We start from the raw sequence: 15,093 nt of genomic DNA, 5'->3' as shown, positions 1-15,093 counted from the left end.
GGCCTACCACTCCGGCTCGTCCGGGGCGACTGTCGGCCTTCCGACGGTCAATTCTCCGGCCACCGGGCTCTGGATGTAGCGCGCCAGGGCCCCGGACGAGCCGGAGTGGTAGGCCAGCCCCTGCATCAGCTTCACCAGGGCCGCCGACGGCGTCATGTCCGCGCCGCCCATCGCCCCGGCCTCCAGGGCCGCCGCCCCGGACTCATACAAGGAGAGATCCACGCCATTCCGGTGCGCCTGGCTCACCACCACCACCGGGACGCCCCGCTCGCGCGCCTGGAGGAAGAGGGGCGTCAGCGAGCGCCCCAGCTCCGGAGCGATGGGGAAGTTACCTGCCCCGTAGGCCTCCAGCACCAGTCCCCGGACGTGCGGTAGCAGCTGGAGCGGCAGCGCAGGGTCCAGCCCCGGGTACACCTTGAGGAGGAAGACCTTGGCGTCCAACCGCTCATAGAGGCGGAAGGCCCCGCGGGACTTGAGGCCCGGCTCGAAGGTGGTGTCCACGCCCAGCGTGCCCAGCACGGGGAAGTTGGGGCTGTCGAAGGCGTCGTACTCGGACACCTTCACCTTGCGGGCCCGGTTGCCCCGGTACAGGCGCGAGTCGAAGCAGATGGTGACCTCGCGGGGCCCGTGCAGCGCGGACAGCACCGCGTCGATGAGGTTGAGCCGCGCGTCCGAGCGAATCTTGCCCAACGGCCGCTGCGAACCCGTCAGCACCACGGGGCAGGGCGGGTTGCGCAACATGAAGGAGAGGGCGCTCGCGGTGTAGGCGAGCGTGTCCGTGCCATGGGTCACCACGGCCCCGTCGAAGTGGGGCAGGCGCGCGTGGAGGTGCGCGGCCATCCGGCTCCAGAGCTCCGGCTGCATCTCCGAGCTGTCCAGGTTGCTGAACAGCTCCAGCTCGATGTCGGCCAGCTCGAACAGCTCCGGCACGCGGGCCTTGAGTGTCTTGAAGAAGGCCGCGGGCTTCAGGGCGGACGGGCGCCCCCCGGCCATTCCGAGCGTACCCCCGGTATGCAGCAGCAGGACTCTGGGCATGATGAACAGGCGCTTCCCTGCCAAGGCTGGCGTTGCTTTACAAGCCCCGCGCGCGTCGCTAAGACCCGCCGCGTGCTCCTTTTCTGCTGGAAGCGTGTCGTTCCCCTGCTGGCCGTTGCGGTCCTGACGGCCCCGGGGTGCAAGAACCCCGAGAGCGCGGCCCCGACGGGTGGGCAGTCGGCGTCGCCCGCCCCGCAGGCTTCCGCCGCTCCGGCCCCGGCCGAGCCCGCCGCCGCGCCTGTGGACCCGGCCGAGGCCGTGTCGGGCATCCCGGGCATGGATTTCTCTTCGCTGTCGCCCACGGCGAAGCGGGAGTTGGGCACGGTCTTCAACGACGAGTTCTGCTACTGCGGCTGCCCCCACACGCTGGGCGCCTGTCTGAAGTCGCACACTCCCTGCAAGCACGCCCGGCGCATGGCGCAACTGGCCGCGCGCAGGGTGTCCGAGGGCAGCCCGGCCACCGAGGTCATCCTCTCCCTGTCGACGTACTACTCCGCCTTCCGTGACCCGCGGGCGCAGTTCAAGGTGGATGACCGGATGTGCATGGGCCCGGCCGGCGCGCCGGTGACGGTGGTGGAGTTCTCCGACTTCGAGTGCCCGTATTGCGCCAAGGCCCGGCCGGTGCTGGAGGCCTTCGCCAAGAAGCACGCGCAGCAGGTGCGCTTCTGCTACCTGCCGTTCCCCCTGTCCATGCACGCCAACGCGAAGCAGGCCGCCCAGGCGGCGCTGTGGGCGAGGGACCAGGGCAAGTTCTGGCAGATGCACGACGCCCTCTTCGAGCACCAGTCCAACCTCAAGCCCGATGCGATTGCCGCCCTGGCGACGTCGCTGGGCCTGGATGGCGCGAAGCTGGCGGCGCTGCTGAAGACGGACGCGTATAAGGAAGAGCTGGACGGCTACCGCAGCCAGGGCCGCGCGGCGGGCATCAGCGGCACGCCCTCCGTGTACTTCAACGGACGTGCGCTGGACCTGTCCTTCGTGGAGGCGGAGATGCTGTCGCACAGCCTGGAAGACGAGCTGGAGTGGTCCGCCAACAAGAACGCCTGGGCGGCTGACTGACGCCGCCATGACACCCCGCTTCCGCATCGACGCGTCGGCGCAGCTCGTCCCCGAGGACCGGCATGTGCCTTCACCGCTGGCGGGGCGGTCGGGAACGTACGCGCTGATGGCGACGGCGCCCGACCTGCTGGTGTTCTCCCGCACGCCCGCGGAGGGCGGCTCCATCCCGGTGCCGCGCGTGGTGCTGGCGGGGGACGCGGGCGGCTTCCCGCTGTCGGACCTCATCGCCTTCCTCAGCCAGTCGCGCTGGAGCGGCGTGGTGCGCGTCCACTCGCCGGGCGGAGAGCGCTCCGTCACCCTGCGCGAGGGGGAGGTGCGCGGCGCCTCCTCCGACGACCCGGCCGACCGGCTGGGCGAGGTGCTGGTGCGGATGGGCTACGTGGAGCGCGCCCAGGTGGAGGCGGCGCTGCGTGAGCAACCGCCCTCCAAGGTGGGGCGCTCGCTGGTGGAGAAGGGGCTGCTCAAGTCGCACGACCTCTTCAAGTGCGTCACCCACCAGGTGAGCGAAATCTTCCACGCCATCGTCCTGTGCCGGGAGGGGACCTTCTTCCTCATCGACCAGCCGGTGGAGGACAAGTCCGGTCACATCATCCAACTGTCCACGCAGAGCCTGCTGATGGACAGCATCCGGAAGATTGACGAGATGGCGCACTTCCGGAAGCGCATCCCCCACGGCCGGCTGTACGTGACGCGCAAGCGCGCCTCGGACGGCAAGCTGGAGGAGGACGAGGACCGGGTGCTGGGCCTGCTCGACGGCCGGCGCACGATTCTGGAGCTGGGGCACGCAGCGCGCCTGTCGGAGTTCGACGTCACCAAGGTGGTCTTCCGCCTGCTGGAGGGCGGCTTCGCCTCGGTGACGGACAAGCCGCTGATGGTTCCTGGCCCGGGCGTCCCGACGCCGATTCCCCAGCCGTCCGAGCGCACGGCGCAGGCTCCGGCCCGCGCGCCCTCGCGCCCGGTGGTGACGGTGGATCCGCGCCCGGTGGCCCGCGTCTTCAACTTCATCTTCCGGGAGATTCGCGACGAGGTGGCCAAGCAGGGCATGGATCGCGAGTTCATCGCCGCGGCCAACGCGGCCCTCTCCGGTCAGGGCCTGTCGTCGTCGCCGGTGCTGGAAGGGCTGGCCTTCGCTCCGGATGGCAGCCTCCCGGAGAACAAGCTCATCGAGAGCTTCGAGCGCCACCGCGCACAGCTGGGCAGTGAGCCCCTGGCGACCTTCAGGCAGGCGCTCAGCGACATGATGTTCTTCCTGCTCTTCCAGGCCGGTGAGTTGCTGGAGTCTCGCGCGGACGAGGACCTGGCCCGCCGCGTGAAGGAACTGCTGTCCACGCTCGAGGCATCGTGACGGATTTGGGTTGGCCGCGCCTGACGGCGGAGGTGCCCGGCTGTGGGGGCGCCTTCAAGCTGGTTCCCGAGGACTTCGAGGTCGAGGAGGTTCCCGCCTACCTGCCTTCCGGCGAGGGCGAGCACCTCTACCTCTGGGTGGAGAAGCGGGGCCGTGACACGCGTGAGCTGGTGCGCGCGCTGGCCGCGTCGTTGGGCGTGTCCGAGGACGACATTGGCGTGGCGGGGATGAAGGACCGGCACGCCATCACCCGGCAGTTGGTGTCCGTGCCCGCGCGCGCCGAGCCGAAGGTGCCGGAGTTCGCCCTGGACGGCGTCCAGGTGCTGTGGACGAAGCGCCACGGCAACAAGCTCCGCACCGGGCACCTGCGGGGCAACCGCTTCCGCCTGCGCCTGCGCGACGTGAAGGATTCCGGCGCGGCGCGGGAGACGTTCTCCCGGCTGGTGGCGCAGGGCGTGCCCAACTACTTCGGCGAGCAGCGCTTCGGCCGGGCAGGGGACAACGCCGACCTGGGCCGGCTGCTGGTGCTGGGCCAGCGGCTGCCGAAGCGGCCGGACCGTTTCCAGCGCAAGCTGTACCTGTCCGCCTTCCAGTCGCGCCTCTTCAACCAGGCGCTGGCGGCGCGGCTGCACGCGGGGACGCTGGCCACCGCGCTCGCTGGCGACGTGCTGCGCAAGGAGGAGACGGGCGGCCTCTTCGTGTGCGAGTCACCCGAGGTGGACGGCCCCCGCGTGGCCGCCTTCGAGGTGAGCCCGGCAGGCCCGCTCTTCGGGCCGAAGATGACGGCCTCCGCCGGAGCCGTGGCCGAGCTCGAGGCGCGGCTGCTGACGGAAGCGGGCGTCACGCCGGAGGACTTCAAGCGCGGCGGTGGTGAGACGGAAGGCAGCCGCCGCCCCTACCGCGTCCGCCTGGGCTCGCCCGAGCTGACCGCGGAGAAGACGGCGGACGGCGAGGACCTCTGGCTCACCTTCGAGCTGCCTCGGGGCGCATATGCCACCGAGGTCCTCCACGAGCTGCTCAAGGACGGCTGAGCCCCAAAACGACGACGCCTCCGCGGGCGCGAGGCCCCGGAGGCGTCTGGTGCGTCGTGCCCCGGCCAGGTGCGGCCGGGGCAGGGCGGTTGCTACTCCGCCACCTTGAACTCGGTCCGGCGGTTCATCGCGCGGCCCGTCTTGGTGCTGTTGGGGGCAATGGGCTGCGTCTCGCCAAAGCCCACGGCCTGGATGCGGCCCGGGTCGATGCCGCGGCGGAGGAGCTGCGCCATGACGGCGTCCGCGCGGCGCTGGGACAGCCGCAGGTTGGAGGCGTCGTTGCCCATCGAGTCGGTGTGGCCCTCGATGCGGATGCGCTTGATCCACGGCGCGTCGCGCAGGGCCTGCGCCACGTCGTCGAGCACCGCGGTGCTCTGCTTGCCGTAGATCTTGTGCGAACCGGAGCTGAAGAGGATCTGCTTCTTGATTTCAATCCGGTCGCGCTTGATGACGACCATCTTGTACTGCTTGGCGCAGCCGCGCTCCTCCTGGACGCCCGGTTCCTCGGGGCACGCATCCAGCCGGTCCACGATGCCGTCACCGTCGGTGTCCTTGTCCGGGCAGCCGCCGTTCTCCGTCGGGCCGGCCTCGTTCGGGCACTTGTCCTGGACGTCCGGCGTACCGTCGGCGTCATTGTCCAGGTCGGGGCAGCCGTCCTCGTCCTGGAAGCCGTCCTTGTCCTCGGGCTCGTCCGGGCACTTGTCGTCCACGTCGAGGACGCCGTCACCGTCCTTGTCGACGATGGGGCAGCCCAGGTTCTGCATGGGGCCGGCCTCGTTGGGGCACTTGTCGGCCGTGTCGACGATGCCGTCGCCGTCATTGTCCAGCTCAGGGCAGCCGTCCTCGTCCTGGAAGCCGTCCTTGTCCTCGGCCTGGTCGGGGCACTTGTCCTCGGAGTCGATGATGCCGTCGCCGTCGCGGTCCTTGGGGGCCTCGGCCGGGCAGCCCTGGTTCTCCGGCACGCCGGGGGTGAGCGGGCACTTGTCGTTGCCGTCCAGCACGCCGTCGTTGTCGTTGTCCGGGTCGGGGCAGCCGTCCTCGTCCTGGAACCCGTCCATGTCTTCGGCCTGGTCGGGGCAGGGGTCGTCCTTGTCCAGGATGCCGTCGCCGTCGCTGTCCGTCTCCTCGATGCGGACCACCACTTGCGGCTGTTGCGGCTGCTGGGGCTGTTGCGGCTGCGAGGCCTCCGGCCGGTCGCGGACCAGCACCTGGCGCGGGCCACAGTTCTTGGAGAGCTCCAGCGCGCGGTTCACCGCGGCGTCGGCGGTGCGCGCGTGGGTGTCGGCGCGGCCGCTGTTGCCCTGGCTCAGCTCGCCACGGGCGAAGTCGAGGTGGGCCTCGGCGGTGGCCAGCTCCACGGGCGCGCAGCGCAGGGCGCCGCTACGGCGGGCGCGCTCCACGTTGGCCGCGAGCACCTCCGTGTCCGCGCGAATCTTGCTGCCGCTGACACAGGAGAGGGAGAAGAGGAGGGGAAGCAGCGTGACCAGGGAAGGACGCGTCATCGGGAAGCGCTCGGTCATCACGGGTTCGGAGTCCGGCCGCCGGCCTCGGTGCTTCCGGCCACGGCCATGGCCTTCTCGCGGGCCTCGTTGGCGTAGCGGGAGGCCTTCACGGCGAAGTCGACGCCGGCTTGATAGTCGGAGTACCCCACCTCCTCGCGGGCCTTGCCGATGTACAGGTTGGCGGCGGTCCACTCGTAGGGAGCGAGCTTCTCCGCCCCGGCGGTGCGCGCGGCCTGAATCTGCACTTCAGCGTCGAGGATGTTCGCGGTGGACTTCACGGGGCCGCACGCGGTGAGCGTCCCCGACACCGCCACCAACGCCATCAGCTTCTTCATAGGGTGGCGCCTTGAGAGAGAGGTGAAACCTGGCGGTCGTATCAATCGCCCCCTGGAGGGTCAAGAATCGGGCAGACGTGCCGGCCGGGGAACCGGGCATGTGGTGGGACTTTGACGGCCGCCGCCGCCCTTGCCATCGTCGGGGGCCCGTGCCTCCGTCCGTCCGACTCGTCCTCCTGCTCTCGCTGCTCCTCCCCTGGACCGCCCTGTCCGGCCCCGCGTCCGCCGCCAAACGGAGCTCCCGGCGCGCGGACACGGACGCGGTCATCCAGACCGTGGTTCAGGGGGGCGCCGTCCCCGCGGCCGTCTCCCGCCTGCGTTTCCTGCGCGAGGAGGCCTACGCGGCCCGGGAAATCGCCACCACGCTGCGCACCGTCCACGAGGAGCGGCTCCGTCGCAACCTCACCGCGGTGCTTGCGGGGCTGGGAACGCGCGCCGCCGAGCCCACCCTGGCGGGCCTGGCGTCGGATGAAGACAGCGCGGTGCGGATGTATGCCGCGCAGGGCCTGGCGAAGCTCAACAGCCGGTACACCCAGGTGCTGGTGCCGCTGCTGGAGGACAAGAGCAGCGGGGTCCGTCGCGAGGCGGCGCGGGCCCTGGGCGCCTCACGCAATCCGAAGATGGGCGCCCTGTTGGTGAAGACCGCCCGGAAGGAGCCGGAGGTGGAGGTGCGCGCGGCCCTGCTCGCCGCCGCGGGGGAGGCCGGGGACGCCAAGCAGGCGTCGGCCCTCAAGGAGTTCCTCGCCAGCGATTCGGAGAGCACCCGCTTCGCGGCGGCGCGCGGCCTGTGCCGGCTGGGCTCGCCGGAGGGCTTCGCCTTCGCGGGCAAGCTGCTCGGCTCGGACGACCGCTTCGTGCGCCGGCAGGGCCTGGAGCTCTACGAAGGCGTCAGCGCGAAGAAGGCTTCGCCCGCGCTCAAGCCGCTGCTGGAGGACAAGGACCGCGCGCTGGCCGCCAGCGCCGCCCGCATCCTCCACGAGGGCGGGGACGCGTCGATGTTGGAGTGGCTGGTGCTGGCGTCGTGGAACGCGAAGTCCGACGAGAAGCTCGCGTACGAGCGGGAGCTGGAGACGCTCCAGCTGCGTGACGACCGGCGCAAGGCCATCCTCCGCAAGGCGGGTGTCGCGCAATGAAGGTCGTCGCGGTCCTGGCCGCGGCCCTGCTATCGCAGGCGCCCGCGGTCCCCACGCCCCCGGAGGACGTGGACACCCGGCCCGGTGCCGAAGTGCTCCTGGAGTCGCCCTCGGCGTCCAAGCAGCTCGCCACGGCCCGTCCGGTGAAGCCCAATGGCTGGGGGGGGCTCAGCGCGGAGGCGCGCGCCGCGCTCGTGTCGGAGGACGCGGACGCGCCGCTGGCCGGGCGGCTGCTGCGGATGAGCGAGCGCTTCATCAACACCCCATATGTCCTGTCGCCGCTGGGCGAGGGCCAGGGCGTGGACCCCGACCCCACCTTCCGGCTGGACGCGGTGGACTGCCTCACCTTCGTGGAGCAGTCGATGGCGCTGAGCCTCGCGGGCAGTGAGGACGAGGTGGCGCCGCTGCTCGAGCGCATCCGCTACGCGAGCTCGCCCACCTATGAGGACCGCAACCACCTCATGGAGGCGCAGTGGCTGCCCAACAACATCCGCAAGGGCTTCCTGAAGGATGTGACGCGGCGCTACGCGGGGGAGGACGCCGTCACGGTGACGAAGTCGCTGACGAAGGTCACCTGGCAGTCGCGCTCGTCGCAGGCGCTGGGCCTGCCCAAGGCGCAGCAGGTGGTGGGCACGTACCCGCTGAACATGCTGCCTCTGGAGCGGGTGATGGCGCACGCGCGCGACATCCCCTCGGGCACCATCCTGGTGGTGATGCGCGAGGACCTGCCGCTGAAGGCCACCCGCATCACCCACCTGGGCTTCGTGGTGCAGCGCAAGAAGCGCACGTACCTGCGCCACGCCTCACGCGGCGGCTACAATCGCGTGGTGGACGAGGACCTGGAGACGTTCCTGGCCCGCAACGGCCGCTACTCGAAGTGGAAGGTGACGGGCGTCAGCCTCTTCGAGCCGCGCCGCCCCGATACGGCGAGCGGCGGCTCGGTGGCGCGCCCGGTGCCCTGAGCGCGTTCAGTAGGCCGGTGGTGGCGCGGCGGGGGATTCGGTCTCCCGCTCCTCGGCCTCGGCGGCGGGGGATTCGGTCTCCCGCTCCTCGGCCTCGGCGGCGGCCGCGGCCTCGTCGTTGGTGGCCAGCTCCCGCAGGCGCTCCTGCTCAATCAGCGTCGTGGCCCGGACCTGCTGGTCGGCGGGGACGTGGATTTCCCACCAGGGCAGCACGTTGCCGGTGGTCAGCTTGTCCACGACACCCGAGCGGCCAGCGCGCACCAGGACGGGGATGTTCGCGTCCTGGAGGAGCTGTGTGTAGACCTCGGCGGTGAAGGGGTCCTCCGCGGAGCCGGCCCGGACGAAGACGCGGGTATCCAGCTCATGCGGGAGCGGCAGCCCCCTGCTGCGCATCTCCTCCGCGCTCACGAGGAGCGGGTTGCCTGGACAGTCAGCACACGCGTTGACGCTGTCCTGATACTCGGAGCCGCACCTGGCACAGTATTTCATCGCCGTCCCTCCAGCCCGTGGGTGTCTGGAGGGAAATAGTAGGTCTGGGGGGCCGTGGACGGCACCCGGGGCTCGTCACTTCGTTCAGTGTCGAGCTTCGTCGCCCAGCCTGCACACCGCGGCGCTGAGGCGCTCCACGTCGATGGGCTTGCGCAGCACCACGTCACAGTGTTCGGAGCCCTGCACCTGTGTGTAACCGGACACGAGGATGACGCGGGCGCGGGGTTCGCGCTCCTTGACCTTCTGCGCCAGCTCGGTGCCGCACATGCCTGGGAGGGATTCGTCCGTTACCACCACGTCCGGGTGCTCGGCCTCGAACATCTCGAGGCCGGCCAGTCCATCCGTGGCCGTCTTCACGTCGAACTCCGACTCCAACAGCTCCGCCAGCAGCTCCCGGCTGTCCCCGTCGTCCTCGACCAGCAAGACCTTGATTCGTTCGGCGCCCATGCCCTTGAGAAACCCGCGCGGCGGTGGGGATTCGTCCATCCCGGATGCGAGCGCTTCGCTGCCCACCCGGCCGGAGAGCAGGGGAGCGTCAGGCGGGCTCCATTAATGGGCAGGGGGTGGCTCACCACCGGGCGTCAGGCTGCCCATCTTTGGGCTCGGAGGAAATGCCATGAAGGTGTTGCTGCGTGGAGTGCACCTGAACCTGTCGGATGCTCTCAAGTCGTATGTCGACGAACACCTGGTGCGCCATATCGAACGGTTCGCGGATGACGAGGCAGCGGAAATCGACATCTCGCTGGTGGACACCAACGGGCCCAAGGGCGGCATGGACAAGGAATGCCGGGTCACGGTGCGACTGCCCGGGCTCTCCTCGGTGCATGTGACGGAGACGGCGGACTCGTTGTTCCCCGCCATCGACGCATCGCGTGACCGGTTGGAGACGAGCCTCAAGCGCATGCTGGGGAAACGGCGCGACGTTCATACCAACGGCCTGCCCGAGGACGTGGCGGCCGACGTTCCCACCTACTAATCGCGGTTGGCGGTGGCAAGAGCCCGGCCCCCCAGGTCGTACACCTGGCGGCCGGGCTCGTCGTGTCCAGTGCCCGAATCTTGCTGGGGCCGAACGGTGAACGCTATAAGCGGAACCCTTCAACCTCGGGCTAAAAGGACGGCGATGGTCCGCCTCAAGTTCCTCGTCTTCGCATTCCTGGTCATCGGACTGGGCGTTGCTCATCTGCCGATGCTGTCGGGACCGCTGCGCGAGCGCGCCGTCGCCGGTGCATCGGCCCAGGCTTCCGCGGGCGCCGCCGAGGTGGCGCGCCGTGTGGACTCTCGTCGTGCCGAAGTGCAGTCGCTGGCGCTGAAGCTCGCGGCCATGCCGGAGGTGGTGTCCGCCGCCGCGCCGCCGCTTCCGGAGCAGCCCGCGCCGCGCAACCAGCGCGAGCGTGAGCGTGAGCGCGTCGAGGTGGATGCCTCCGCCGCCCGCGCTTTCACCGCCGAGCGCTTCGCCGCGTTGCGTAGCGCCGTCGAAGCCTTGATTCCCCAGGAACTCAAGGGCGCGGTGGTGGCCGTGGTCGCCCAGGACACGCAGTTCCACGCGGTGGCCGGGGCCGAGCCGTCCTCGGACGCGGCGAAGCTGGACGTGGTGAGCCTCGTCAAGTCCGGGGCCAGCGTGGTGGATGCCTTCGGTGCGCCGCATGCCTTCGCGGCGGTGCCGCTGTCGTGGAATGCCGGGGCGCCGGCGGTGACGCTGGTGCTGGGCGCGCCGCTGCTGGATGAGGGCGGGCTGGAGGCCGCCGTCCAGGCGTCGGGCGCGGCCGCGCTGGCGCTGGTGAAGGGCGACGCGCTGGCGGGCGTCGCCGGTCCGCAGAAGCTGCTGGCGGAAGGTTCGTTGACGAAGGTCGCCGCGGATGCCTCGGGCGTGGTGCTGAGCACCGGCAAGTTCCTGGAGCTGGGCCCGGTGGCGCTGCCTGTCTTCACCCAGAATGACCCCCTGGGGGGGAACGCGCCGTTGATGGTGGGCTCGCGCCGCGCGCTGGCCAGCACGCCGCTGGAGGTGCTCGCCATCGCCAGCACGCAGCCGGTGCTGGGCATGCTGGCCGCGTATCAGCAGAACGCGCTGTTCGCCCTGGCGGGGCTGCTGGGCCTGAGCCTCCTGTGGACGCTGATGATGGGCTCCGGCCGCAAGGCGGCTGACGTGGAGGCCTCCAGTGGCAGCTCCGACACGTTGAGCCTGTCGGCCGCCATGGCCTCGGCGCCCGCGCCGGCCGCCGTCACGCCGCCGCCGGCCCCTGTGCCTGCCGCGGACCCGTTCGCTTTCGCGCCGCCGCCCGCCGCTCCGGCACCTGCCGCGGACCCGTTCGCCTTCGCGCCGCCGCCCGCCGCGGACCCGTTCGCCTTCGCGCCGCCGCCCGCGGCTCCCGCGCCCGCCGCCGACGCGTTCGCTTTTGCTCCTCCGGCCCCCGCGCCCGCCGCCGACCCGTTCGCGCTGCAGGCGCCGCCGCCGACGGGAGACCCGTTCGCGATGTCGCGCCCGGCGCAGGCGCCCGTGGGCGATCCATTCGCGTTCGCCCCGCCGGCTCCGCCTCCGGCCCCCGCGGCGGACCCGTTTGCCTTTGCCCCTCCGGCGCCCCCGCCCGCGGCGGACCCCTTCGGCTCGGCCGAGGCGTTCCCGTTCCCCGCGCCGCCGCAGCAGCCCGCGCACGCGGGGGCGATGCCGTTCGAGTCCTCACCCGAGTCCTTCGGTGGGCCCGAGCCGCTGTCGCCCGCGTCGCCTCGCCGGGGTGCGTTCGCCTTCGAGGACCAGCCTACGGCGGCGTACTCGCTGCAACAGGCGGCGGACCCCTTCGCCCTGGCGGCCTCCCAGGCCGCACCGGACAGCCCGGAGACGACGCGCGTGGCGGCGATTCCGCGCGAGTTGCTCCAAGCCAGCGCGCGGCCTCCGACGTCGGACGCCATCCCCATGCCGCCGCCGCGCTCCGCCCCTCAGCCCGCCGCGATTCCGCTGCCGGGCCTGGGCAACTCCGCGGTGGCGCTCACCGACGAACAGCACTTCCAGGAGGTCTTCCGCGAGTTCCTCACCACCCGTGAGCGGTGTGGCGAGGCGGCCGACGGCCTGACGTACGACAAGTTCGTGCAGAAGCTCCGCAAGAACAAGGAGCAGCTCGTCCAGAAGTACGCGTGCAAGACGGTGCGCTTCCAGGTCTACGTGAAGGAAGGCAAGGCGGCCCTCAAGGCCACGCCCGTCAAGGACTGAGCCCGAGCGCGGCCCTGGCCGCTGCTGAAGCACCGAAGGCCCGTGGTCTCCTCGAGAGGCCGCGGGCCTTCTCGTTTCGGATGTTCGCGCGGGCCGCCTTCGGAGCCAGTGGTTATAGAGGCCCGCGGAGGCGGTTCATGCACAACGCGGTCTATCTGGGGATTGCCATCGTGGCCGAGGTGGTGGCGACCTCGGCGCTCAAGAGCTCCAACGGCTTCACGCGGCTGGGGCCGTCCATCCTCGTGGTGCTGGGCTATGGCGTGGCCTTCTTCTGCCTGTCCTTCGCGCTGAGGACCATCCCCACGGGCATCGCCTACGCCATCTGGTCCGGGGCGGGCATCGTCCTCATCTCCGGTGTGGCGTGGCTCCTTCACGGCCAGCGGTTGGACGTCCCCGCGCTCGTGGGCATCGGGCTCATCCTGGCGGGCGTCATCGTCATCAACATCTTCTCCAGGTCGGCGGCGCACTGAGGCGCCTGGCGGAGCTCGCCCGGGAGATGGCGTCGATATCAGGAGGGGGACGATGCAGACGCGGTACGTGCCGAACCTCACGGGGATTCCGGAGACGATGCTCTGGACGCTGCACTCCCGGGCAGGGGAGGCGAAGCGGCCGGACGGAGTCCTGAAGGACGCGGAGGCGCTGCGCATCTACGGCGCCATCGACTACGACTTCGAGAAGTCCTTTGGCCGCGCGGAGCCGTCCCTCGCGATTCGCGCGGTGGAGATGGACCGGAGCATTCGCGCGTGGCTGGCCACGCACCCTGACGGCTTCGTGGTGTCGCTGGGAGAAGGACTGGAGACGCAAGCGCATCGGCTGGACAACGGGCAGCTGCGCTGGCTGAGCGTGGACCTTCCGGAAGCCGTGGCCATCCGGGAGCGCTTCCTCACGCCGAACGAGCGGCTGATGCACTGCCCGGTGAGCGCCTTGGACCGCGCATGGATGGACCGCGTGGACGCCAGCAAGGGCGTGTTCATCGTCGCGCAGGGCCTCTTCATGTACTTCGAGGAAGACGACGTCCGTCGGCTCATCGTGGACATCGCCGAGCGCTTCCCGGGCGCCGAGCTCCTCTTCGACACGATTCCCCGCTGGTTCTCGCGGCGCACGCTCAAGGGGCTGCGCCGCACCCTCGCGTACCGGCTGCCACCCATGCCCTGGGGCATCAACCGCGACGCGCTGGAGGCGACGCTGCGGCGGTGGGTGCCGCGAATCCGCCAGGTGGAATTGAAGCCCTACACCTTCCCGAGGGGCTTCTTCCGGTACGGTTACAACGGTCTCAACAGGCTGCCCTGGGTGAAAGAGCGGTTGCCCGCGCTGGTCCATGTCCGCTTCGCGGAGCGCAGCGTCTGAGTCAGGCCGCGCGCGGCAGCACGAGGCTGAAGCGCGCGCCGTGGCCGGGCTCTCCGCCAAGCTCCAGCTTGCCGCCGTGCTCCTGGAGGATGCGCGAGGCGATGGCCAACCCCAGGCCGGTGCCGCCGTCCTTGGTGGTGAAGTAGGGCTCGAAGATCCGGGCGCGGTGCTCCAGGGGAATGCCGGGGCCGCTGTCCTCCACCTCGACGATGGCGTCGGCTTCGGTGGAGCGTACGCGCACGCGCAGGGTGCCGCCCGTGGACGCCATGGCCTCCTCGGCGTTCTTCACCAGGTTCACCAGCACCTGGGTGAGCTGGTCGCGGTCCGCCCGCGCCACCACGCCCGTCTGGAGCGTGGGCAGAATCTGGATGCCGGCCGGCGGCGTGGCGTACAGCGCCAGCACGCTCTGCGCCAGCTCGCCCAGGTCCACGGGCGCCAGCTGCGGCTTGGGCATCCGCGCGAAGTGGCTGAACTCGTCGACGATGCGGCGCAGTCGGTCCACTTCCTCCAGCACCACGCCCGCGCTCTCCTTGAACATGTCGGGGAAGCGCGGGTGCTTCGCTTCCTGCGCGGCCTGGAGCGTCTCCAGCGACATGCGGATGGGCGTCAGCGGGTTCTTGATTTCGTGGGCCAGTCGCCGCGCCACTTCCTGCCACGCGGCGATGCGCTCGCTGGCCATCAGCCGCTCGGTGGTGGCCTTCAGCTCGGACGTCATGCGGTTGAACGTCCGCACCAGCTCGCCCACCTCGCCGCTGGCCTCCACCGTCACCTGGGACTCCAGCGCGCCTTCGGCCACGCGCCGGGCGCCCTCGGTGAGGGCCTCCACTGGCCGCGTCATCCACCGGGACACCAGCAGGCCCAGCAGCACCGCGAAAGTGCCGCCCAGCGCCGCCAGCAGGAGGAAGGCGCGCATGACGCCCTGTTCCGCTTCACGCGCGGCGGCGCGGCTGAAGACGAGCCGCACCGTGGCCGCCTCTCCCAGCGGCAGCGCCTTCGTCACCGTCGGCGGTTCGGCCGTGCCCGCGCTGGCCAGGGGCGTGTCACCCGCCAGCAGCGTCACCTGCGTCTGGGTGAGGCGGGCCAGGTGCTGCGCCAGGCTCTCATCGAGCAGCACGCCGCCCACGGCCCACAGCCGCAGGTCCCCGAAGTCCACCGGGCGCGCGGTGACGAGCGCCGGAAGCTGACGGAGTCCGGAGGCCGTGCGCACGTCCACGCGCACTGGCACGGGCCGGGGGGACTTCTGCTTCGTGACGGCGAAGAGGGCCGGGTCCGGGTCTCCCCGGCGCGCGGGCAGGTGGCCGGAGGAGAGCACCCTTCCTTCGCGGTCGAAGAGGGCCAGCACGCTCAGGCCGCGGCTCTTCATCAGGGCCTCGGCGGTGCCGGCCTGGATGGCGCGGGTGGGGCGGTCGCGGGCCTCGCGGGCCAGGTCCTCCATGCTGGTGCTGTCCACCAGCTCCTCCACCGCGCGGCGGGCCGTGGCGCTGGAGCGCTCCAGGGACTCCTGCGCGGAGGCGGTGGCGGCCTCCATGCGCGCGTCCAGCTCGCGCGATAACGTGTCGCGCAAGCGGGTGAGGGTGGGGGGCACGACGACCGCGAGCGGAACCAGGGCCAGCAGGGCGAAGGCGAGCGCCAGCCGCGTCCTCAAGCGCATGC

Annotated in this window: 15 protein-coding genes; 9 read left to right on the top strand and 6 right to left on the bottom strand. The window is 71.0% G+C overall.

Annotation, left to right across the window (positions count from 1 at the left end; translation table 11 throughout):
• Positions 1–3: 3 nt before the first annotated feature.
• A complete protein-coding gene (locus FL344_RS04500) occupies positions 4–1,035 on the bottom strand; it encodes an asparaginase (protein WP_141617641.1) in 1,032 nt (343 codons plus the stop codon).
• A 72-nt stretch (positions 1,036–1,107) separates the two neighbouring features.
• Between FL344_RS04500 and FL344_RS04495 the strand changes: the two genes are divergently transcribed.
• From FL344_RS04495 to truD, 3 genes are read left to right on the top strand one after another with little or no spacing between them, the layout of a single operon-like run.
• Complete coding sequence (locus FL344_RS04495; protein WP_141617640.1) at positions 1,108–2,094, top strand: thioredoxin domain-containing protein; 987 nt, start codon at positions 1,108–1,110, stop codon at positions 2,092–2,094.
• A 7-nt stretch (positions 2,095–2,101) separates the two neighbouring features.
• Entirely contained in the window at positions 2,102–3,439 is a 1,338-nt protein-coding gene (locus tag FL344_RS04490) for a DUF4388 domain-containing protein (RefSeq protein WP_194862984.1), read from the top strand.
• On the top strand, positions 3,436–4,470 hold the full coding sequence (gene truD / locus FL344_RS04485; protein WP_141617638.1) for a tRNA pseudouridine(13) synthase TruD: 1,035 nt from the start codon (positions 3,436–3,438) through the stop codon (positions 4,468–4,470). Before FL344_RS04490 ends, truD begins: the two co-directional genes overlap by 4 nt.
• A 92-nt stretch (positions 4,471–4,562) precedes the next feature.
• Here the strand turns inward: truD and FL344_RS04480 are convergent, their stop codons facing one another.
• Positions 4,563–5,972, bottom strand: coding sequence for an OmpA family protein (locus tag FL344_RS04480; RefSeq protein WP_194858519.1), 1,410 nt, complete (start codon positions 5,970–5,972; stop codon positions 4,563–4,565).
• Between the two features lie 17 nt (positions 5,973–5,989).
• On the bottom strand, positions 5,990–6,307 hold the full coding sequence (locus FL344_RS04475; protein ID WP_141592280.1) for a DUF4398 domain-containing protein: 318 nt from the start codon (positions 6,305–6,307) through the stop codon (positions 5,990–5,992).
• A 77-nt stretch (positions 6,308–6,384) separates the two neighbouring features.
• On the opposite strand from FL344_RS04475, the gene FL344_RS04470 reads away from it, so the two are divergent.
• Positions 6,385–7,440 (top strand): HEAT repeat domain-containing protein, encoded by a 1,056-nt coding sequence (locus tag FL344_RS04470; protein WP_141592281.1) that lies wholly within the window; start codon positions 6,385–6,387, stop codon positions 7,438–7,440.
• Positions 7,437–8,402: an N-acetylmuramoyl-L-alanine amidase-like domain-containing protein gene (locus FL344_RS04465; RefSeq protein ID WP_141617637.1), complete on the top strand. Its 966-nt coding sequence runs from the start codon at positions 7,437–7,439 to the stop codon at positions 8,400–8,402. The genes FL344_RS04470 and FL344_RS04465 overlap by 4 nt, the downstream gene beginning before the upstream one ends.
• A gap of 6 nt (positions 8,403–8,408) precedes the next feature.
• Here the strand turns inward: FL344_RS04465 and FL344_RS04460 are convergent, their stop codons facing one another.
• On the bottom strand, positions 8,409–8,891 hold the full coding sequence (locus FL344_RS04460; RefSeq protein ID WP_141617636.1) for a DUF2007 domain-containing protein: 483 nt from the start codon (positions 8,889–8,891) through the stop codon (positions 8,409–8,411).
• Positions 8,892–8,975: 84 nt separating this feature from the next.
• The gene (locus FL344_RS04455; RefSeq protein ID WP_026114334.1) at positions 8,976–9,338 is read right to left on the bottom strand and encodes a response regulator; all 363 of its coding nucleotides are present in this window, start codon (positions 9,336–9,338) and stop codon (positions 8,976–8,978) included.
• 169 nt (positions 9,339–9,507) lie between these two features.
• Between FL344_RS04455 and raiA the strand changes: the two genes are divergently transcribed.
• From raiA to FL344_RS04435, 4 genes are all read left to right on the top strand, one after another.
• Positions 9,508–9,867, top strand: coding sequence for a ribosome-associated translation inhibitor RaiA (gene raiA / locus FL344_RS04450; protein ID WP_090491726.1), 360 nt, complete (start codon positions 9,508–9,510; stop codon positions 9,865–9,867).
• 144 nt (positions 9,868–10,011) lie between these two features.
• Entirely contained in the window at positions 10,012–12,093 is a 2,082-nt protein-coding gene (locus FL344_RS04445) for an MXAN_5187 family protein (protein ID WP_141617635.1), read from the top strand.
• Positions 12,094–12,230: 137 nt separating this feature from the next.
• Positions 12,231–12,563, top strand: coding sequence for an SMR family transporter (locus FL344_RS04440; RefSeq protein WP_141592285.1), 333 nt, complete (start codon positions 12,231–12,233; stop codon positions 12,561–12,563).
• A gap of 52 nt (positions 12,564–12,615) precedes the next feature.
• Complete coding sequence (locus FL344_RS04435; protein WP_141617634.1) at positions 12,616–13,440, top strand: class I SAM-dependent methyltransferase; 825 nt, start codon at positions 12,616–12,618, stop codon at positions 13,438–13,440.
• 1 nt (position 13,441) lies between these two features.
• Here FL344_RS04435 and FL344_RS04430 read toward each other — a convergent pair whose 3' ends face one another.
• The gene (locus FL344_RS04430) at positions 13,442–15,091 is read right to left on the bottom strand and encodes an ATP-binding protein (protein ID WP_141592287.1); all 1,650 of its coding nucleotides are present in this window, start codon (positions 15,089–15,091) and stop codon (positions 13,442–13,444) included.
• Positions 15,092–15,093: the final 2 nt, after the last annotated feature.

The sequence above is a fragment of the Myxococcus sp. AB036A genome (genome assembly GCF_006547355.1).
Taxonomy (GTDB): Bacteria; Myxococcota; Myxococcia; order Myxococcales; family Myxococcaceae; genus Myxococcus; species Myxococcus virescens.
This window is presented reverse-complemented; position numbering and strand designations above follow the sequence as displayed.

Excerpts from the sequence above, each read along its gene's own strand:
- FL344_RS04500 (WP_141617641.1), bottom strand. The coding sequence starts at position 1,035 with ATGCCCAGAGTCCTGCTGCTGCATACCGGGGGTACGCTCGGAATGGCC.
- FL344_RS04490 (WP_194862984.1), top strand. The coding sequence starts at position 2,102 with ATGACACCCCGCTTCCGCATCGACGCGTCGGCGCAGCTCGTCCCCGAG.
- FL344_RS04480 (WP_194858519.1), bottom strand. The coding sequence starts at position 5,972 with ATGACGCGTCCTTCCCTGGTCACGCTGCTTCCCCTCCTCTTCTCCCTC.
- FL344_RS04475 (WP_141592280.1), bottom strand. The coding sequence starts at position 6,307 with ATGAAGAAGCTGATGGCGTTGGTGGCGGTGTCGGGGACGCTCACCGCG.
- FL344_RS04465 (WP_141617637.1), top strand. The coding sequence starts at position 7,437 with ATGAAGGTCGTCGCGGTCCTGGCCGCGGCCCTGCTATCGCAGGCGCCC.
- FL344_RS04460 (WP_141617636.1), bottom strand. The coding sequence starts at position 8,891 with ATGAAATACTGTGCCAGGTGCGGCTCCGAGTATCAGGACAGCGTCAAC.
- FL344_RS04455 (WP_026114334.1), bottom strand. The coding sequence starts at position 9,338 with ATGGGCGCCGAACGAATCAAGGTCTTGCTGGTCGAGGACGACGGGGAC.
- raiA (WP_090491726.1), top strand. The coding sequence starts at position 9,508 with ATGAAGGTGTTGCTGCGTGGAGTGCACCTGAACCTGTCGGATGCTCTC.
- FL344_RS04445 (WP_141617635.1), top strand. The coding sequence starts at position 10,012 with ATGGTCCGCCTCAAGTTCCTCGTCTTCGCATTCCTGGTCATCGGACTG.
- FL344_RS04440 (WP_141592285.1), top strand. The coding sequence starts at position 12,231 with ATGCACAACGCGGTCTATCTGGGGATTGCCATCGTGGCCGAGGTGGTG.
- FL344_RS04435 (WP_141617634.1), top strand. The coding sequence starts at position 12,616 with ATGCAGACGCGGTACGTGCCGAACCTCACGGGGATTCCGGAGACGATG.
- FL344_RS04430 (WP_141592287.1), bottom strand. The coding sequence starts at position 15,091 with ATGCGCTTGAGGACGCGGCTGGCGCTCGCCTTCGCCCTGCTGGCCCTG.